Below are 19,814 nucleotides of genomic sequence, written 5' to 3' on the forward strand. Positions count from 1 at the left end.
AAAAAATATGTATCCATTAAATTCCTGGGTACTATTTATCAAACTGATCCACACAATTGATAACCCAACGCTTTGTAACGATTATCCACATATAAATAACTATTGCGAAAGTCCTGAATAAATTAATATGTGATTCAAGTCTAATTATAATCAACGGATATTGAAATGAATCACTTAAAATACATAATTCCATTCTTTTTTTTAAGTTTTTCATATAGTTCCGTTGAGGCACAAACGCCTATTAATGAAAAAGCGAAAGCCCTTATTTTTAAAGCAGCAGGTTTTAAAAACCATTTAGGAACATGGCAAAGTAAATGCAGTTTTGGTGCACTCACTTTATATCAAGATTTAAATGGTGACCGAATTCCAGATGCATTAATTAAAGATGGTGGTTCTACATGTTATCCCAAAGTGGGGGTTGGTTTTTATCTGCTTCGTCAAGATACCGACCATAATTGGCATTTAATGCTACATAAAGCTGGTACAGCAAAATTCTTAAAAACCAAAGGCGTTAATAGTTGGCCAGACGTACAAAGCGTGACACAAGATAAATGTCAAAGTATTTACCGTTGGAATGGTCGCCAATATGTGCTGAATCGTCGTGTGGCAGACGGCATGCCATGTCAGACCAATCAAAAAGCGATGAATACAAAAGCATCAAAAGCTCTGTCTCATTCTTCAGCGCAAAAAAACACTCAGCACAACAAACAGATGTTGAAAAACATTAACCATTTGAATCAATCGATTACTGAAGAAAGTAAAAATTTGGAACGTATGGCAACAGCAGATAAAATCTCTTCTGACAAATCAATGGTTGATCAGACACCAGCCAATCAACCCATGCCGTCGGTTAAACCCAAATATCAACCACCTGCAATAGAAGTGAAAACCTTCCAACAATTTGAAGAACCCAAAAAGTCCAATAAATCTCTTGAAGATGAAATTAAGATTTATAAAGCCTTTGAGCATTTAGAATAAAAGATTTTTTTATAAAAACTAATCATTTTTTTCCTGCATCAGTAATTTTGAAATGATTAAATTACAGCTTCTATGGAAAGCTTAAAAATAAATTTATTATAAATCATATATTTAAATTAAAATAGGTGTAATACAAACGCCCAAATTCAGTGCAATATGTCCATTTGAGTGCACGCTTATGCTTTATATCGAGTCTTTTCATTTTTAAACAAAACTTGATCAATATTTTCTAAAGTTTCCCCCCTTCACGTCTCAAAATGTATTGTTATACTGGATCAAACTGTGACATATAGCACTATAAAGAATCATTATGCAAAATATAGATTTATTATTTCTTCTTTTAGGGGCAATACTGGTGCTTGCAATGCACGCTGGTTTTGCTTTTTTAGAATTAGGCACTGTTCGCCATAAAAACCAAGTGAATGCTTTAAGTAAAATTTTGACTGATTTTTCAATATCAGCAATCGCTTACTTTTTTATCGGATATTACATTTCGTACGGGCAACATTTTTTTCACAGTAGCCAAGAACTCTCCGCTGAACATGGTTATAACCTAATGCGTTGTTTTTTCTTACTGACTTTCGCAGCTGCCATTCCTGCTATTGTGTCTGGCGGTATTGCGGAACGTGCCAAAATGCGCTCACAAGCCATTGCTACATTATTTATTGTTGCTTTGGTTTATCCTTTTTTTGAAGGTATGGCATGGAATGGTAATTTGGGATTGCAAGATTGGCTCGCAAAAACCTTCGGTGCAAGCTTTCATGACTTTGCTGGTTCTGTGGTGGTTCATGCAATGGGTGGCTGGATTGCGTTAAGTGCAGTCATTTTATTAGGTGCTCGTCATGGACGCTATAAAAAAGATGGCCGCGTCAGTGCCCACCCACCCTCTTCCATTCCATTTTTAGCACTAGGGTCTTGGATTCTAATTGTCGGTTGGTTCGGTTTTAATGTCATGAGTGCGCAACGCCTTGATGCCATTTCAGGTTTGGTGGCGATGAATTCCCTGATGGCAATGGTCGGTGGAACAATTGCAGCCAATTTCTTTGGTAAAGAAGACCCTGGATTTTTACATAATGGACCGTTGGCAGGACTGGTTGCGATCTGTGCAGGATCTGACATTGTTCATCCTGTGGGTGCGCTGATCATAGGTGCAATTGCTGGTTTCTTATTTGTAAAGCTATTTACCTATACACAGAACAAACTTAAAGTGGATGATGTGCTTGGGGTCTGGCCACTCCACGGCGTTTGTGGTGCTTTTGGTGGCATAGCCGTTGGACTTTTTGGACAAAAAGCTTTAGGTGGATTAGGTGGTGTCTCAATGATGTCACAATGCATTGGAACGCTACTCGCCATTGTGATAGCACTGGTTGGTGGATGTCTGGTGTATGGCATTTTAAAAATCACCATCGGCATACGCTTAAGCCAAGAAGATGAATATCGCGGTGCTGATTTATCGATTCATCGCATTACAGCCAATTCTGAAGATGCAATGTTTTAATCTTTCATCTAAATACTTAAAAATCCTGAGTTGACTCAGGATTTTTTATTATCGATTTCCATCATCCATGTAGTCATGGTTTTACAAAATAGAAACTGACTCATCCCCCAAATGTGTCCAGATTTCATCTAATTGATGAATCGTTTTCTCCTTTGGTATATGTTCAACCTGTTCATGAAAGCCTAAAATCAGTAAAGCATTCAGACCTGCATCTGTTGCACCTTGAAAATCATTTATCGGATGGTCTCCAATATATAAACTGTACTTTGGTTCTACCTGAAGTTTTGCACAGCTATATAGAAAAATTTCAGCTTTTGGTTTTGAAATGCCAACCAATTCAGAACTCAAAATTTCATCAAAATAATCCGCAAAACCTAAGCCTTGTAAAATTCTTAGACGAGTTGCATGTCCGCCATTAGAAATCACAGCCAATTTAAATCCTCGTTGTTTGAGTTGTTTTAATAATGCTTCTGCACCAGTCATAGCAACGGCAGATAGACCAAATTCAGAAAACCAAAATTCAGTCAATTCATCTAATTCTGGCGCTTGCTTCCAGTCTAATTCCTGAAGTAATGCAAAACCTACAGATGCGGCAATACTTGGATGAGTCAGCAGTTCTTTCTTGGGATAACCACCATGATCAATACGGCGGATAATGTCTATAATTGTGTTTAAATCAGATTGTTTTTGTTCGGTGTTTTTTAAATTTAACCGATTAGAATAATGTTCAAGAAAATGCCGACTATAAGCCTGAACACTTAAATCTCGATGCGTCAAGGTATTGTCTAAATCAAAGAGCACCGCTTCTATGCGCATAACGTACAATCCACATCATTTTTTATCATCAGCCATATATTATCGATTGCTTGGCTTAATCTATATTCCGATTTGTACTGATTAAATCTTCAAAATGGCATAAGTCATCTTGAATATTTACGATTTCAAATCACCATGATCAATCTGTATGTGCTTTTAGACTCTGATTTTTCCAATACCAAATTGGCATAATCAAAATGAGACCAATGACACTGATACTCATCAAATATTTTTGATAGCCTAACGCATCTCCTGCAATACCACTCACCGTATATAAAACACCACTCACCATCGCCATTAAAGACACTTGAAAAGTAAAATCGGTTCCCGCATGTTCCTTACGGCTATACTGCATGACTAGGGTTAAAATAATCACCAAAAGCATTGATGCGAACATATCTTCTAAAGCATTAATCAAATATATCCACCATGTTGCAATATGCAGATGATGTGCATGTAAATAAGCAAGCCATGTAAAACCAAGCAAACTTAGCAATTTTAAAATTGAAAATAGAATTAAGGCATTTGATCGAGATACATATTTTAAGCTCAAACCAGCAAGTCCAGCTCCAATGAGTGCAGCAAATGCGCCTAGCATCGTAATATAAACACCGATCTCAGAAAGTGTTAAACCTAAATCAACCAATAATGGCTTAATAATTGGCCCTGATAATCCATCTGTAATTTTCAGTACACAAAGTACGACAAACCAACTCAACATGAGTTGAGAATGCATAAAATACTGTAAATATTGCATCAGTGACTTAAAGAATGAGAGCTGATCTTTTTGTATAGACTCTATAGATGTAGAAGCTCCTAAGGGTGCTAATTCTTTTGATGAATGATCTGTCTTAAATCCGTGGTGTTTAGGCTCTCGGTACAAAAAAATTGGGATCGTATTTAATGCAACCAATCCCGCTAAAATTAAGAAGGTACTTTGCCAATTAAGCCAGTCTAAGGCCCATAGGATGGCCCCACCACCCACGATAAAGCCAAGTCTAGAACCTACAACTTGGAACATATTTCCAATGTGTTGTTGCTCCCCTTTAAGTATAGATACAGCTAGACCATCGGTCGCAATATCTTGAGTCGCTCCAACTGTATTCATAAACAATAAAGCGATAAAAAATGCCAATAGGTAGACGGGTTGGTTGAGTGCTTGAATAGGTAAAAATGACAAAATAATCAGTATCGCGACAGTGAATATCTGTGTAGGGATAATCCAACTTCTATAGTGCCCAAATGCCGAACTCCCATAACGATCTACCCAGGGTGCCCATAGTACCTTCAATGCCCACGGCGCCATGAGTAAACCAAAACCACCAATATGTGTCAGCGATACGCCTTGAGCCCGAAGAATCACAGGCAATGCATGAGTCATAAACCCTACAGGTAAGCCTTGCGCCCAATATAGTGAAAAAAGCAGCAGATAAACGTGAGACATTTTCAACATATCAAGACACTCAATTCAAGTAAAAATAGGCATAGACACAATATGAACCCCAACTCAATTTTATCTAATTTTCAATTTTTCATTGATCAATTTAAACATTTAATTATTTGCGTTAATGTTAGATAATCATACTGTTAAATTTGGCGATACTCCAAAGTATTCAAGTAAATAATATTTCCCTTTACATTGAAAGTTCAAAAGATGAAACAGTCCTTCCCTCAATTGCCAGCCCAAGTTCCTGTACGAGGAACGCCGTTCAGCCGTAGTATTTTTAAAAAACTCTATTTAGCGCAAGGCTGGCAGTTTGATGGTGATTTTCCAGATCTACCCAAAGCTGTTGCGATCATTTCACCACATACTTCAAATTATGATGGACTTTATGGCTTCTTGGCGATGCTTGGACTTGGAATTAGTGTGACAGTTTTTGGCAAAGACAGTTTATTTAACACCCCACTCAAAGGCTTACTGAAATGGATGGGGGTGATTCCTGTCAAAAGAGATACACCTCAAGGACTGACCAAACAGATTATCGACGTGATTCAATCTAAAGATAAAATTTGGATTGCACTGGCGCCTGAAGGCACACGAAAAAGCCCCGAGCATATTCGTAGCGGATTTTGGCATATTGCTAAAGGTGCAAATATTCCCATTGTCATGTTTGCATTGGACTACAAAAACAAAGCCATTCACTGTTTGGGTGTTGTCCATCCAACAGATAACTATGAACATGATCTTGAAATGATCTTGAGACATTATCAAGGTAAGTTTTATCCTAAAAACATGCAGCGCTTAGCCAAACCATTGAAGAAACTTTTGTAATTCATTTTTAAATGTGCTGGAAAAATTGCTGACAATCTGTTCAGATATACATCAATTACAATGATGATATTTAAAGATTGTCACTTATGTTTATTCCCTCTTTTTATAAAAAAATTACACTGATTGGCTTACTTACCCTCAGCTTTGTCGGTTGTGATAAAGCCACTCAAACACCAACAACAACGACTCCAATTAAAGCACGCGAACCTGTCATTGCCATTGCATTGGGTGGCGGTGGGGCTAAAGGCTTTGCTCACATTGGCGTTCTGAAAGTTTTAGAGTCTCATGGTATTAAACCCAAAATTGTTACAGGTACCAGTGCAGGAAGTTTCGTCGGCAGTATCTATGCCAGTGGCAAATCCCCTTATCAACTCCAACAAATTGCGCAGACCTTAAAAGAGTCAGATATTCGAGATTTGACCTTGAGTAGCCAAGGTGTGGTATTGGGTCAAAAATTACAAGACTATGTTAACCGTCAAGTGACCAATAAACCGATTGAACAATTTCCGATACGTTTTGCCGCTGTGGCAACAAGACTCGACTCAGGTAAACGTGCCGATTTTATTAAAGGTAATACAGGTCAAGCTGTACGTGCTTCTTGCAGTATTCCAAATGTCTTTGTCCCAGCCACCATTGGTCAGCATAAATATGTCGATGGTGGATTGGTAAGCCCTATACCAGTACAAACTGCCAAAGATATGGGCGCAGATATTGTTATTGCGGTTGATATCTCTGCACGTCCAGTCGGTGATAAACCTTTAAGCATGTGGGGACTCTTGGATCAAACCATCAATATTATGGGACAACAGAGTATAAATAATGAACTGAATCAAGCCCAAGTGGTGATTCAACCCAAAGTTGGACATTTAGGAACACTCGATTTGAAGTCTAGCAATCAAGCGATTCTTGAAGGTGAAAAAGCCGCACAGTTAAAAATTAAATCGATCGAAACTGCAATTCACAATTTTAAAAAATCCCCTGCTGCATTTAAACCTGCACCACGAGGAAAAATTTAAATACATTTACTTCAATCATTTATGACATTTTGATGTGCAGAAATGCATTTCTCTGTTACAGTGGGCACAACACTTAGCTAGCTAAGTCAATGAAATTACAAAGAATCATAATGATTAGAGAGCGTAATGATGAATTTAGTGATTGAACCTTGGCATTGGTTCGTTTTAGGTACTGTGCTTATTATCTCTGAGTTATTTATACCCGCTTTCGCTGCACTGTGGTTTGGTCTTGCTGCACTGGTCGTTGGTATTTTATTGTGGGTTTTCCCAGAGATGAACCTTGGTTTACAGTTGATAATCTGGGGAATATTATCCATTGTATGTACTTTACTTTGGTTTAAATATATTAAGCCTCGTGCAAATCGAGATACACAATCACAAATTGAGCGTGAAAATACCATTGGTAAAACAGGTATGGTCATACTTACGCATCTTGAACAAGATCATATTCGCGTGCGCTTTACGACCGCTGTTTTAGGGGCAGATGAATGGAACTGTCGCACGGTTTCCCCTGTACAAGTGGGTGATCGTGTACGCGTTATTGATATTCTTGACAATGAGTTACTTGTTCAACCTTACTCTACAACCACCACACCGTTGTAAAGTGAGTTTTCAGTTTAAAGATTATAAAAAGAGGGATTAACCATGTCTGGTTTCGCAGTGGGTTTGGTGTTTTTTGCTTTTGTGGTATTTACCATTTTTAAAGGTGTCCGAATTGTACCTCAAGGCTATAAATGGATCGTACAACGCTGGGGCAAATATCAAGAAGTCTTGGATCCAGGACTGAATTTTATTATTCCTTATATTGATGAAGTTGCATATAAAGTCACCACCAAAGATATTGTTTTAGATATTCCATCTCAAGAAGTCATTACGCGTGATAATGCAGTATTGGTAATGAATGCTGTGGCTTATATTAATATTGCGGCTCCTGCAAAAGCGGTTTATGGAATTGAAAATTATTCTTGGGCAATTCAAAACTTAGTCCAAACATCATTACGTTCAATTGTGGGCGAAATGGATCTAGATGATGCTTTGTCATCACGTGACCATATTAAAGCCAAACTCAAAATTGCCATTTCAGATGATATATCTGATTGGGGTATTACTTTAAAAACAGTTGAAATTCAGGACATTCAACCTTCATCTACCATGCAATCTGCCATGGAAGCTCAGGCTGCTGCTGAACGTCAACGTCGTGCAACAGTTACGCGTGCAGATGGTGAAAAGCAAGCTGCGATTTTAGAAGCTGAAGGTCGCCTTGAAGCGTCACGTCGTGATGCAGAAGCACAAGTCGTACTGGCTGAAGCATCTGAAAAAGCCATTCAAATGGTGACCAATGCTGTGGGCGATAAAGAAATTCCTGTGGCGTATTTATTGGGTGAACAATATGTCAAAGCCATGCAAGAAATGGCGAAATCCAACAATGCGAAAACTGTGGTTCTACCCGCTGACATTATGAACACCATCCGTGGTGTGATGGGGCGTACACCTCCAAATAGCTAATTTCAGCAATGAATAAAACAATTGAAAAGACAGCAAATGTGCTGTCTTTTTCTTTTTAACATGATCAAGCTTTTGAAATTGTCAGCATTTTTTTTTAAATTATGTTTAAATTTCGCATTAAATTTTAGATTTGTTCTTTCAATCTACTATCCACCTGTATATGGATCACGTATGAGCTCCCTAAATCCCACACTAATCACCTTTCTATTTTATATAGTCGCCATGGTTATCATTGGTTTAATAGCCTATCGTGCGACAACCAATTTTTCAGATTATATTTTAGGGGGACGACGTTTAGGCAGTTTCGTGACAGCACTTTCAGCAGGTGCTTCAGACATGAGTGGCTGGTTACTCATGGGACTCCCTGGAGCCATTTATCTGTCTGGCTTGTCTGAAATGTGGATCGCGATTGGTCTTATTTTAGGTGCATGGTTGAACTGGCTTTTGGTGGCTGGACGCTTACGTGTACATACTGAAGTACAGCACAATGCCCTCACCTTACCCGATTATTTTTCAAATCGATTCAATGATCAAAAGAAAGTTTTACGTATCGTATCTGCTTGTATTATTCTAATTTTCTTTGCAATTTACTGTGCTTCTGGCATGGTGGCTGGTGCTCGTCTCTTTGAGAGCATGTTCCATTTTTCCTACACCACTGCCCTTTGGATTAGTGCAATTGCGACTATTAGCTACGTATTTGTAGGTGGATTCCTTGCTGTATCATGGACCGATACCATCCAAGCAGGCTTGATGATTTTTGCTTTGTTACTCACACCTGTTGTGACCATTCTCAGCTTCTCAGATTTGACTGAAGTCACTTTGGCACTCGAAGCTGCTCGTCCACAGGCCATGAATATTTTTGGTGACTTAAGTGTCGTTGCGATTTTGTCATTACTGGCATGGGGCTTAGGTTACTTCGGTCAACCGCATATCTTAGTACGTTTCATGGCCGCAGACTCGGTTAAATCTATTCCAAATGCACGTCGTATTGGTATGACTTGGATGATTTTGTGTCTAGGTGGTGCTGTGGCTGCTGGATTCTTTGGTATTGCATTTTTTCACGCCAACCCTGATCTCGCTGCAACTGTAAATGCCAATCCAGAAACCGTGTTTATGGAACTCACAAAGATTCTTTTTAATCCGTGGATTGCCGGTATTGTATTGGCAGCGATTTTAGCGGCAGTCATGAGTACGCTCAGTTGCCAACTTTTAGTCTGTTCGAGCACTTTGACAGAAGACTTTTACAAAGCCTTTATTCGTAAAAATGCTTCACAAAAAGAATTGGTGTGGATAGGTCGTTTAATGGTGCTATTGATTGCGATTTTAGCCATTGTTCTTGCAGCGAATCCTGAATCGAAAGTACTGGGGCTTGTCGCATATGCATGGGCTGGTTTTGGCGCAGCATTTGGTCCACTGATTATTTTGTCATTATTCTGGAAACGCATGACTTTAAATGGTGCGCTTGCAGGTATGATCATTGGTGCTGTTATCGTCATTGTTTGGAAAAATTTCTTTGGTTATACAGGTCTATACGAAATTATTCCTGGCTTTATTTGCTCACTCATTGCCATCATTGTGGTAAGTCTTGCAGACAAAGTACCCAATACAGATGTCACTGCCCGCTTTGATGAAGCAGATCGTTTATACAAAGATGCGTTTAAATAATTGACTGCTAAAATAACAGTACGATTCAAAGCGAATAGCGATAAAAAAAGAGAACCTTAAGGTTCTCTTTTTACTTTATAACATTTTCATTTAATCAATATTTCAAGTTGATATGGTCTTGAAATTAATTTTTACGGGACAATAAAAATGTTGAAATTTCATTCAGCTCACGAGCTTGATCACCAAAATATGCCAAAGCTTGAAACGCTTGATCATGCAATTGCTGTGCATAATTCTTCGCACCTTGCAAACCCATTAGCGCTGGATAAGTAGATTTATCCACTTGTTCGTCTTTACCGGCTGTTTTCCCTAACGTTTCAGTATCTGAAATCACATCCAAAATATCATCTTGTACCTGAAAAGCTAAACCAATGGCCTGCCCAAACTCACGTAACTTTGGAATGGCTTGATCTGTACCTTCAAACACGGTGACAGCTGCCATCATAATGGCTGCCTGCATCAGTGCACCTGTCTTATTGCGATGGATATTTTCAAGTGCAGCTTGATCGACATGTTTGCCTTCAGCTTGAATATCGAGGACTTGTCCTGCCACCATTTTAGAACTTGAAGTGGCTAATATTTGCATTTGTTTTAAAACAATTTTGGCATCCACAGCCACTTGGGTATCAAACAGCCGACTACCCAATACTTCAAATGCCATAGACTGTAAAACATCACCTGCAAGCAATGCTGTATCTTCACCAAATGCAGCATGGCATGTGGGCTGACCACGTCGAATTAAATCATTATCCATACAGGGTAAATCATCATGGGCCAACGAATAGCAGTGAATCAACTCAACTGCAACCGCAGCACGTCTAACCGCTGCATAGTGAGGATGATTTGGCTTCAAATGAGATGTTGCATAACACAAAGCTGGACGGACACGTTTTCCGCCTAACATCACTGCATGATAAACGGCACTTTTTAGAGGCTCAGGTAAAGAAAAAGCATCTAAAGCAAATTTCAAATCTTGTCTGATTTGTTCTTGAGCTTGCTTTAAAATTTCAGTATTTACTTGCAGAATTGATGTCACTATGGCCTCGAAATTTTATATTGATCCGCTATCAATAAAACGAATACGACATGGAGTGTCTATATTCTACATCGAATAGCAAAAACACTCATCTCATTAATGACTGTTTCGCGTTTAATCCAAAACAAAAATCGAATTTTTACCCTGTGACTTGGCTTGTTGTACCGCAATATCTATTTGTTCAATAATATCGAGCTCATTAAAATTGTTGTGTGCTTGAGGGTGATAAATCCCAATTGAAATCGTGAGTATTTCCTCAGAATCTGCTTCAAAACGAATATTTTCTTTCATCATTTTATGGCGCAGTCGCTCTGCCACTGTTAATGCTGACCAAGGGGTGCATTTTTCTAAAACAACGACAAAACTGGCAGAATTTAGACGATACAAAATTGCATTATCTTGTGCAATTTCGTCATGAAACAGTTGCGCAATAGAAGTGAGTAATTCATCTCCATAGGTATAACTATTGAGTTGATTAAACTTTTTAAAATCATCCAAATCAATTTTCAAGAAAGAATAATTTTCCCGTTTTGTACCGACAAAGTTTTGCTTTAAAAATCGCTCTAGAGCCCTTCTATTATTCACACCAGTCGTTTGGTCAATATACAAATGATCATGTAATTTTTGATTATTTTGGATCAACACACGTTCACGACGCTTTAATCGTGTGACATCTGTACACACCACAATCACTGCAATTAATTTACGATCGACATCTCTTAAGGATTTAAAATTTAAAATATAAAAGTGACCCTTAGAATAAAACTCATTTTCGACCAGCTGCAGATGGCTCTGACTCTTAAAATCATTCAAAGCCTCAATATAATAAGCATGCACGACCGTTGATACAGAACTGAGTTTTTTACCCATTAAGTACAATGCATCACTTTCATAAATGTCAGCAAAATTTTGGTTAATTCCTAGAAATATACCTTCATTTTCGATGATCGCGATGGGAATAGGCAATTTAGAAATGAAAGAGACGAGTTCTAACTTTTCAGCACCTTGTAGGACGTCTAAAAACTTTTGGTCATCAAATAAATCATCAAATTTGTGTTGTGATTTTTCCATTCAACCACCTCAATAGCTATCATTTTTTTGCTGATGAATGAGCACTCAATTTTCCCTAATCATTGATATTTTATTCGACCAACACGACACATTTCACTTAGTTGAAATATAACATGAACCAATAAGCAATAATATGCACAAAATTACAATTTTATCTTATATTTATTTAATTTTTTGCCATTAATTTTTAGCAAAAATAACCCTTTTTTTTGTGTAAAAACCTCCATATGAAATAGAGGTTTATTTTTAAAACATTTTTATTTAGAAACAATCGGCAGGTACACGAACCCAACCTTCCATCAGTACACGTGCACTTCGACTCATGATGGCTTTTTGTACCACCCACTGCCCATTTTCAATGGTCGCTTGCGCTCCAACTCTTAAAGTTCCAGATGGATGTCCAAAACGTACCGCTTCACGATCTTGCCCTCCCGCAGCAAGATTGACCAATGTTCCTGGAATGGCAGCAGCCGTTCCAATTGCAACCGCCGCTGTTCCCATCATGGCGTGATGCAATTTGCCCATAGATAATGCACGAACCAATAAATCGACATCAGTTTCATGGACATCTTTACCACTTGAAGATTGATAAGACTTTGGTGGCGATACAAAGGCAACTTTAGGCGTATGTTGGCGGCTTTTGGCTTCTGAAATATCTGAGATTAAACCCATTTTCAGTGCACCATAAGCACGAATGGTTTCAAAACGCTTTAATGCAGCATCGTCATTATTAATCTGATCTTGTAACTCAGTTCCTGTGTAGCCAATATCTTCTGCATTTAAAAAAATAGTTGGAATACCAGCATTAATCATGGTCACTTTAAAAGTACCAATGTCTGGGACAGTCAGTTCATCAAACACATTGCCTGTAGGAAACATAGATCCACCCTCTTCACCATCATCGGCTGGATCTAAAAATTCAATCTGAACTTCAGCTGCTGGGAATGTCACACCATCCAGCTCAAAATTACCTGTTTCTTGGACCTCGCCATTGGTCACAGGTACATGCGCAATAATGGTTTTTTGAATATTGGCTTGCCAAATACGCACCGTACACAAGCCATTTTCAGGAATACGTGCTGAATCAATCAAGCCATTACTGATGGCAAAAGAACCCACAGCAGCTGTTAAATTTCCGCAATTACCACTCCAATCGACAAATGCTTTATCAATCGAAACTTGACCAAATAAATAGTCAACATCATGATCAGGTTGTGAACTTTTAGACAAAATGACTGTTTTACTGGTACTTGAGGTTGCTCCACCCATACCATCAATTTGTTTGCCATAAGGATCTGGACTGCCAATTACACGTAATAACAAATCATCTCGTGCTTGACCTGCAACTTGTGCTCGCTCAGGAAGATCATCTAACTTAAAAAAAACACCTTTACTTGTTCCACCGCGCATATATGTTGCAGGGATTTTAATTTGTGCAGCAAAGCTCATTGTTATTTCATTCCTTTAGACTTCTTTGTTCAGTTCAACTTTTTTGATATTGCCATCATATCTTGTGCTTATACAAAAGTATTGACCACAGGACTTAAGTATAAAAAATATTCTAAAAAACGCTTTTATAAAAATTAATTTTTCACTTCTTTGTCTGAAATATAATTAAGTTGATGTTTCTTTAATAAAAAACTGATAAAAAATATTTTTCAAATGATTTTGTATGCGGATCACTCATCAGATTCTCTAGGCTAATGGTTTTCTATACATTACAATCTCAAAAATTAATTCATTGTCGGGCAACGTAATTTGAACAACGAACCTTCTAAACTACAGCGTGGCTTAAAAAATCGTCATATCCAATTGATTGCTATGGGTGGTGCAATTGGTACTGGCTTATTTTTAGGTTCAGCCCAAGTCATCCAATCCGCAGGACCTTCCATCATTTTAGGTTATGCCATTGGTGGTTTGATCGCTTTCCTCATCATGCGTCAATTGGGGGAAATGATTGTTCATGAACCTGTTGCAGGTTCGTTTAGTCATTTTGCTTATAAATATTGGGGTAAATTCCCTGGATTTTTAACAGGTTGGAATTATTGGATTTTATATATCCTCGTTGCCATGACCGAATTGACCGCTGTTGCCAAATATATTAACTACTGGTGGCCACAAATACCTGCTTGGTCATCTGTACTGTTCTTTTTCATTATCATTACTTTAGTCAATTTAGGTAATGTGAAATTTTACGGTGAATCAGAATTCTGGTTATCGATTGTTAAAGTTGCTGCAATCATTTCGATGATCATTTTTGGGCTATATTTACTTTTGACAGCTGATTCCAATTCTACAGCTTCTTTTAGTAATTTATGGCAACACAACGGCTTCTTTCCAAATGGCTTTGAAGGTTTGTTCTTTATGCTCGCCTTTCTGATGTTTGCCTTCGGAGGAATCGAGTTGATTGGTATGGCAGCAGCAGAAGCTGAAGATCCTGAAAAAACCATTCCTAAAGCCATTAATCAAATTATTCCTCGAATTTTAATTTTTTATATTGGTTCAATTATCATTTTATTATCTCTAGTGCCATGGAATAATTTTACAGGTGGGAGTTTAGAAACCAGTCCATTTGTTAAAGTATTCAGCCTCATTGGAATTGAATGGGCTGCTAGTTTAGTCAACTTTATTATTCTCACTGCTGCACTTTCTGTATATAACAGTGGTATGTATGCAAATAGTCGTATGCTCTATAGCCTTGCACAACAAGGCAATGCGCCAAAAGTTTTTGCAAAAACCAATAAACAAGGTGTGCCTATTCCTGCTGTATTGTTATCTGCATTGCTGATTTTTGGATGCGTGCTTTTAAACTATTTCATTCCAGAAAAAGCATTAGGGCATTTGATGTACATTGTGGTTGGTGCTTTAGTTCTCAACTGGGCAATGATTACTTTGACGCACTTACAATTTAAACGTGCGAAACGTATTTTAAAATTTGAAACCTCGTATCCAGCACTATGGTCACCTATCAGTAACTATATTGTGCTTATCTTCATTGGTTTAGTGCTTTATATTATGTGGAATCAAGGCTTTAAAGAGTCCGTGATGATGATTCCAATTTGGATTACCATCATGTTGCTTTTATTTAGTTATCTGAATCCGAAAGATTTAAACAAACTTGATTAAACACAGCATAATTTCTAAAAAGTTATTGTTTAGGCAATAACTTTTTTCTTTTTATATTAGAATAAAACTTCCCTGCCTTGCGCTCTTAGCTTAACTGGATAGAGCAGTTGCCTCCTAAGCGACCGACGTGGGTTCGAGTCCCGCAGAGCGCACCATCTTTTTTGAGCGTTAACAGCTACTATTATTTGATACTGTTCATATAATTTTTTCATTCGTTGATGCAGTCCCGAACTATTGACCATTTTCTACATTTTACTGGTCATTTTTGTCATAAAACATCTTGCATACCTGTAACTTTATGTTATTTTGTTTCTAGAGTAAAAAATAACCAAAACAACAAACATGATTGTTTTTTACTCATATACACAAATGAAAAGAAATCGACCAAAAACGAAAAGATTAACAATTTCAAGGACTGAATACATGAAATTAAAGGCTCTAAGCTCGTCTATCATAATTGCACTTTTACCAGCTACTGGCGCTTTTGCAGCAGCGTTGGATCGCTCAGGCCAATCAATTAGTGCATTTCTTCAACCAAATAACTATTTTGAAGCAGGGATATCTGTGCTAGATCCTGATGTATCTGGTACAAGTATCGCGACAGCTCCAAAAGTCAGCGATATGGCTGATGACTATACAATGGTAAATGCCGCACTAAAACTGCAGTTAACCGATCATTTTTCTTTTGGTCTTATTTACGATCAACCCTTTGGTGCTAAGGCAACTTATAAAACAAATGATGGTGACTTATTAAGTGGCACGGAAGTTGATGTACAATCCCAAAACTTAAGCCTGATTTTTGGTTTCCAACCGACTGAAAACTGGAATATTTACGGCGGTGGTGTTTATCAAACAGTAAAAGGTAGTTTATTACTTCGAGGTAATCCGTTGCCAACTGCGGACTTGGCTCCATTTTACGATGCACGTTATAAAGAAGATGGAAGTGCAGGTTGGTTAGCAGGTATTGCCTTCCAAATTCCAGACATTGCCTTAAAAGCATCGTTAACCTACCGTTCTGAAATTGATCATGAACTAGCTACACAAGATGTAATTGGTGGTGGTACAACGTTAACTCCTTCTTTAGATACAGTAATCACAACGCCTCAGTCAGTAAATCTTGATTTCCAAACAGGCATCATGGCAAATACAGTTGCTTTTGCCAATGTACGCTGGGTAAATTGGAAAGAGTTAGACATTAGCCCTGCTAGATTCATTGGTGCTACGAATGCTCCACTCTTACAATATTCAGATGATCAATGGTCAGCGAACGTTGGTGTAGGTCGTAAACTTAATGACCAATGGGCAGGTAATGTCTCTGTCGGTTGGGATTCAGGTGCGGGTAACCCTGTAACTGCACTTGGACCAACAGAAGGTTACTGGAATGTCGGTTTAGGCGTTCAATTTAGTCCTGCGCCAAATTACTTTATTGCTGGTGGGGTGAAATACTTCTGGTTAGGTGATGCTAAAGGTCAATTAGCTACTCAAGCAGGTACACCAGCTTATGTTGCTGAATTTAAAGACAACAATGCAATCGCATATGGCCTAAAAATTGGTTATAAATTCTAATCAGCTCATTACATGTTACACAAAAAAGGAGAATCATTTGATTCTCCTTTTTCTATTTTACGCTACACCCTATTCTGCCTTATTCAAATAAATCGAACAGCTTGTGAATATTCAAATTAAAATTGCTTAAATTTCATACAATCAAATACATTAATAACTTTTTTGACTTAACCGTTCATTTTTTATACTTATATTTTTTAATAAAAAATTCCATTTTTTTATATTTTTTTCATATAAATTGTCTTCATTTGATAATTTTAAAATTTTATTTTCATTTTTCAAAAATTTAGAAAAACTTCACTGTTCTAGAGTATTTACTCTTATTTTTAATGTGTTATTTTGTGTTCAGAAGTAACAATAGATGAATTAATGTATCTATGTGTTTACTCTACATTCTAAAACGAGAACTTGGAACATTCATTTATAATTTTAGGGAATAATTAAAGTGAAATTAAAAACGTTATCAACATCAATTTTACTTGCAACTCTACCAACAAGTGGTGTTTTCGCTGCTGCATTAGATCGTTCAGGTCAATCTATTTCTGCTTTCTTACAACCTGGAAATTATTTTGAAGCTGGGATTTCTGTTTTAGATCCTAACGTGTCAGGTAAAACGACAGCGAATGAAAAGACTGGTGATATGGCTGGGGACTACTATTTCCCTGCTGCAGCACTTAAATTACAAGTCGCAGATCAATTCTCTGTAGGTCTTCTATACGACCAGCCTTTTGGTGCAGACGCTGAATATACTAAATCTACTGCTTTTACTAATGCTCAAGGCAATACTGCAGTTGAAGTAGATACACAGAATTTATCATTAATTTTGGGATTCCAACCAACTGAAAACTGGAATATATATGGCGGTGCTGTTTATCAAACTGTAAAGGGTAATGTTTCTTTACGTGGTTCAACTTATAGCGCGCTTGGAGGTATACCTGCATATGGTATTGGTGGATATGACGCTAAAATTAAAGAAACTGATGGTTACGGTTGGTTAGCAGGGGTTGCCTATCAGATTCCTGAAATTGCTTTAAAGGCAGCAGTGACTTACCGTTCTGAAATCGACCACGATGTAAATATCAAAGAAAATATTCCTAGCCCTGCTCAAATGGGTGCAATTGGTCAAACTGGTTTTGAATTATTATTGCCTAATGGATATGCCGAAGCTGAAACAACAATTACAACTCCACAATCTGTGAATCTTGATTTACAAACAGGCATTATGGAAAACACTGTTGCATTTGCAAATGTGCGTTGGGTCAACTGGAAAGATTTTGCAATTCGTCCAAATAAATTTGGTCAATTTGCTGGTGTCGCAACCTATCCAGCTGGCGGTAAAGGATTTGATTTAGTCGCATATACAGATGATCAATGGTCGGCTACTGTTGGTTTAGGTCGTAAGTTTGATGAAAAATGGGCAGGTAATGTATCAGTAGGTTGGGATTCAGGTGCAGGGAACCCTGTAACTACCCTTGGTCCTACTGAAGGTTACTGGAATGTAGGTCTAGGCTTACAATATAGCCCAGCGCCAAATTACTTTATTGCTGGTGGTGTGAAATACTTCTGGTTAGGTGATGCTAAAGCGCAATCTGGTGCTGATTTTGGTACAAACAATTTTGCAGCCGAATTTAAAGATAGCCATGCTTTAGCTTACGGTTTAAAAATCGGCTATAAGTTCTAATCTGATTTTCATCGAAAAAAGACCATTTTCATCATGGTCTTTTTTTGTTTTGAATATCCCCTAAATTCCTTATTTAATAAAATTTAATCATCAGATCAATAATTCAACAAATAGAATATTTTTTAATTGCACCTTATTTTTAATACAAATTTATTTTTCTAATTACAAATCATTAACATAAAAAAAATGGGAATATTATTTTTAGTTCATTTGCTCGAATTTGTTTATTTTTCAAACACATCTGAGTATTTACTCTTTTCTTTATTGTGATATTTTTCACCTACTTTTTTTTGCCACCTTGGATTATAGGGAAGTTTATCAATATGAAATATACTGCACTTGCAGCTGCCATTTTTACAATTTCTATAACTTCTAATATCGCAAGTGCAGCTGGACTTGATCGTACAGGTCAACCCATCAATGCTTTTTTACAAGATGGCAACTACGTTGAAGTTGGTTTCAATGCCCTATCTCCAAATGTCGATGGAAATGACAACGGCGGTAGAACCGTTGGCAACATGGCAGATAATTATTACTTCCCTACTGCTGCCATTAAAGTTCAAGCAACAGATCATCTTTCAGTGGGTATTTTATATGATCAACCATACGGTGCAGATGCGACATATGGTTTAAATGGATCGGATTTTTCATCTGAAACCCTAGGACAAGGTACGCAAGTTAAAGTTCGTACGCATAACATTACGACTTTAATTGGGTATCAACCGACTAAAAATTGGAACCTATATGCTGGTCCAGTGTGGCAAACAGTTGAAGCTGACATTTCACTGCGAGGTGCAGCTTATGGTCCTTTAAGTGGCTATAACATTAAAGTTGACCAAAAAGAAGCATGGGGTTGGGCTGCTGGTTTTGCTTACCAAATTCCAGAGATTGCGTTAAAGGCTGCTTTGACTTACCGTTCTGAAATTGATCACCATGCAAAAGCATCAGAATCAATGTCTATTGTCAGTCCAATCTCAATGGATGTACCACTGAGCATCGATGGAGTGACCGCAACTACACCACAGTCTGTCAACTTTGATTTCCAAACAGGGGTTTCAAAAAATACTTTGGCATTTGCCAATGTTCGTTGGGTACATTGGGATCAATTTGTTGTGAGTCCAAAGTTTCTAAAAAGTTATAAGCAAGATTTAATTTCATACTATGATGATCAATGGTCATTAAATGTCGGTTTAGGTCATAAGTTTTCAGATCAGTGGTCTGGCTCTGTAAGTGCAGGTTGGGATTCGGGTGCGGGCAATCCTGTAACTACGCTTGGCCCAACAAATGGATACTGGAGTGTGGGGCTTGGTGGTCAATATAGCCCAACCAAACATATGTTTATTCAAGGCGGTGTAAAATACTTTGGTTTAGGTGATGCAACCGCACAAACTGGTGGAGCACCTAAAGGAAAATTTGAAGGCAACCATGCGATTGGTTATGGTCTAAAAGTCGGCTATAAATTCTAAACGATCACGATCATATTAAAGGCGCTTAAAGCGCCTTTAATTTTGCCAATATAAAACCACAAAAAATGAATTTATTCCTTTTAGCTTGTGTATATAAACTTAATTCATGTTTAATTT

Annotated in this window: 16 protein-coding genes and 1 tRNA gene; 12 read left to right on the forward strand and 5 right to left on the reverse strand. The window is 37.6% G+C overall.

Going from position 1 to position 19,814, the window contains the following annotated elements; translation table 11 throughout:
• Positions 1-165: 165 nt before the first annotated feature.
• Both G8E00_RS11955 and G8E00_RS11960 read left to right on the forward strand, forming a co-directional pair.
• A complete protein-coding gene (locus tag G8E00_RS11955) occupies positions 166-978 on the forward strand; it encodes a hypothetical protein (RefSeq protein WP_166010409.1) in 813 nt (270 codons plus the stop codon).
• 310 nt (positions 979-1,288) lie between these two features.
• Positions 1,289-2,476, forward strand: coding sequence for an ammonium transporter (locus tag G8E00_RS11960; RefSeq protein ID WP_166224889.1), 1,188 nt, complete (start codon positions 1,289-1,291; stop codon positions 2,474-2,476).
• Between the two features lie 81 nt (positions 2,477-2,557).
• On the opposite strand, the gene G8E00_RS11965 is transcribed toward G8E00_RS11960, so the two are convergent.
• Both G8E00_RS11965 and G8E00_RS11970 read right to left on the reverse strand, forming a co-directional pair.
• Positions 2,558-3,292 carry an HAD family hydrolase gene (locus G8E00_RS11965; protein WP_166224892.1) on the reverse strand — a complete coding sequence of 245 codons (735 nt, stop codon included), beginning with the start codon at positions 3,290-3,292 and terminating at the stop codon, positions 2,558-2,560.
• A gap of 139 nt (positions 3,293-3,431) precedes the next feature.
• Positions 3,432-4,736, reverse strand: coding sequence for an MFS transporter (locus G8E00_RS11970; RefSeq protein WP_166226535.1), 1,305 nt, complete (start codon positions 4,734-4,736; stop codon positions 3,432-3,434).
• A 210-nt stretch (positions 4,737-4,946) separates the two neighbouring features.
• Here G8E00_RS11970 and G8E00_RS11975 point away from each other — a divergent pair, with 210 nt between their 5' ends.
• The 5 genes from G8E00_RS11975 (at position 4,947) to putP (ending at position 9,751) form a co-directional block, all read left to right on the forward strand.
• Entirely contained in the window at positions 4,947-5,564 is a 618-nt protein-coding gene (locus G8E00_RS11975) for a 1-acyl-sn-glycerol-3-phosphate acyltransferase (RefSeq protein WP_166224895.1), read from the forward strand.
• 86 nt (positions 5,565-5,650) lie between these two features.
• Positions 5,651-6,580 carry a patatin-like phospholipase family protein gene (locus G8E00_RS11980; protein WP_166224898.1) on the forward strand — a complete coding sequence of 310 codons (930 nt, stop codon included), beginning with the start codon at positions 5,651-5,653 and terminating at the stop codon, positions 6,578-6,580.
• A gap of 129 nt (positions 6,581-6,709) precedes the next feature.
• Positions 6,710-7,183 carry an NfeD family protein gene (locus tag G8E00_RS11985; protein ID WP_166010529.1) on the forward strand — a complete coding sequence of 158 codons (474 nt, stop codon included), beginning with the start codon at positions 6,710-6,712 and terminating at the stop codon, positions 7,181-7,183.
• A gap of 42 nt (positions 7,184-7,225) precedes the next feature.
• Positions 7,226-8,086: an SPFH domain-containing protein gene (locus tag G8E00_RS11990; RefSeq protein ID WP_166010399.1), complete on the forward strand. Its 861-nt coding sequence runs from the start codon at positions 7,226-7,228 to the stop codon at positions 8,084-8,086.
• A gap of 171 nt (positions 8,087-8,257) precedes the next feature.
• Positions 8,258-9,751: a sodium/proline symporter PutP gene (gene putP / locus G8E00_RS11995; protein WP_166224901.1), complete on the forward strand. Its 1,494-nt coding sequence runs from the start codon at positions 8,258-8,260 to the stop codon at positions 9,749-9,751.
• Between the two features lie 124 nt (positions 9,752-9,875).
• Here the strand turns inward: putP and G8E00_RS12000 are convergent, their stop codons facing one another.
• The 3 genes from G8E00_RS12000 to prpF form a co-directional block, all read right to left on the reverse strand.
• Complete coding sequence (locus G8E00_RS12000; protein WP_166224904.1) at positions 9,876-10,787, reverse strand: polyprenyl synthetase family protein; 912 nt, start codon at positions 10,785-10,787, stop codon at positions 9,876-9,878.
• A 114-nt stretch (positions 10,788-10,901) separates the two neighbouring features.
• Positions 10,902-11,858 carry a GGDEF domain-containing protein gene (locus G8E00_RS12005; RefSeq protein WP_166224908.1) on the reverse strand — a complete coding sequence of 319 codons (957 nt, stop codon included), beginning with the start codon at positions 11,856-11,858 and terminating at the stop codon, positions 10,902-10,904.
• A gap of 261 nt (positions 11,859-12,119) precedes the next feature.
• Positions 12,120-13,307 carry a 2-methylaconitate cis-trans isomerase PrpF gene (gene prpF / locus G8E00_RS12010; RefSeq protein WP_166224911.1) on the reverse strand — a complete coding sequence of 396 codons (1,188 nt, stop codon included), beginning with the start codon at positions 13,305-13,307 and terminating at the stop codon, positions 12,120-12,122.
• 309 nt (positions 13,308-13,616) lie between these two features.
• On the opposite strand from prpF, the gene G8E00_RS12015 reads away from it, so the two are divergent.
• The 5 genes from G8E00_RS12015 (at position 13,617) to G8E00_RS12035 (ending at position 19,697) form a co-directional block, all read left to right on the forward strand.
• Complete coding sequence (locus G8E00_RS12015) at positions 13,617-14,984, forward strand: amino acid permease (RefSeq protein WP_166010389.1); 1,368 nt, start codon at positions 13,617-13,619, stop codon at positions 14,982-14,984.
• Between the two features lie 79 nt (positions 14,985-15,063).
• A tRNA-Arg gene (locus G8E00_RS12020) sits at positions 15,064-15,139 on the forward strand.
• 268 nt (positions 15,140-15,407) lie between these two features.
• Complete coding sequence (locus G8E00_RS12025; RefSeq protein WP_166010387.1) at positions 15,408-16,550, forward strand: OmpP1/FadL family transporter; 1,143 nt, start codon at positions 15,408-15,410, stop codon at positions 16,548-16,550.
• A 445-nt stretch (positions 16,551-16,995) separates the two neighbouring features.
• Positions 16,996-18,231 carry an OmpP1/FadL family transporter gene (locus G8E00_RS12030; RefSeq protein WP_166010385.1) on the forward strand — a complete coding sequence of 412 codons (1,236 nt, stop codon included), beginning with the start codon at positions 16,996-16,998 and terminating at the stop codon, positions 18,229-18,231.
• 323 nt (positions 18,232-18,554) lie between these two features.
• Positions 18,555-19,697: an OmpP1/FadL family transporter gene (locus G8E00_RS12035; RefSeq protein ID WP_166010383.1), complete on the forward strand. Its 1,143-nt coding sequence runs from the start codon at positions 18,555-18,557 to the stop codon at positions 19,695-19,697.
• Positions 19,698-19,814: the final 117 nt, after the last annotated feature.

The sequence above is a fragment of the Acinetobacter shaoyimingii genome (genome assembly GCF_011578045.1).
GTDB lineage: Bacteria > Pseudomonadota > Gammaproteobacteria > Pseudomonadales > Moraxellaceae > Acinetobacter > Acinetobacter shaoyimingii.

Bases quoted from the DNA above. Each gene is read 5' to 3' on its own strand.
- G8E00_RS11955 (WP_166010409.1), top strand. From the start codon at position 166: ATGAATCACTTAAAATACATAATTCCATTCTTTTTTTTAAGTTTTTCA.
- G8E00_RS11960 (WP_166224889.1), top strand. From the start codon at position 1,289: ATGCAAAATATAGATTTATTATTTCTTCTTTTAGGGGCAATACTGGTG.
- G8E00_RS11965 (WP_166224892.1), bottom strand. From the start codon at position 3,292: ATGCGCATAGAAGCGGTGCTCTTTGATTTAGACAATACCTTGACGCAT.
- G8E00_RS11970 (WP_166226535.1), bottom strand. From the start codon at position 4,736: ATGTCTCACGTTTATCTGCTGCTTTTTTCACTATATTGGGCGCAAGGC.
- G8E00_RS11975 (WP_166224895.1), top strand. From the start codon at position 4,947: ATGAAACAGTCCTTCCCTCAATTGCCAGCCCAAGTTCCTGTACGAGGA.
- G8E00_RS11980 (WP_166224898.1), top strand. From the start codon at position 5,651: ATGTTTATTCCCTCTTTTTATAAAAAAATTACACTGATTGGCTTACTT.
- G8E00_RS11985 (WP_166010529.1), top strand. From the start codon at position 6,710: ATGAATTTAGTGATTGAACCTTGGCATTGGTTCGTTTTAGGTACTGTG.
- G8E00_RS11990 (WP_166010399.1), top strand. From the start codon at position 7,226: ATGTCTGGTTTCGCAGTGGGTTTGGTGTTTTTTGCTTTTGTGGTATTT.
- putP (WP_166224901.1), top strand. From the start codon at position 8,258: ATGAGCTCCCTAAATCCCACACTAATCACCTTTCTATTTTATATAGTC.
- G8E00_RS12005 (WP_166224908.1), bottom strand. From the start codon at position 11,858: ATGGAAAAATCACAACACAAATTTGATGATTTATTTGATGACCAAAAG.
- prpF (WP_166224911.1), bottom strand. From the start codon at position 13,307: ATGAGCTTTGCTGCACAAATTAAAATCCCTGCAACATATATGCGCGGT.
- G8E00_RS12025 (WP_166010387.1), top strand. From the start codon at position 15,408: ATGAAATTAAAGGCTCTAAGCTCGTCTATCATAATTGCACTTTTACCA.
- G8E00_RS12035 (WP_166010383.1), top strand. From the start codon at position 18,555: ATGAAATATACTGCACTTGCAGCTGCCATTTTTACAATTTCTATAACT.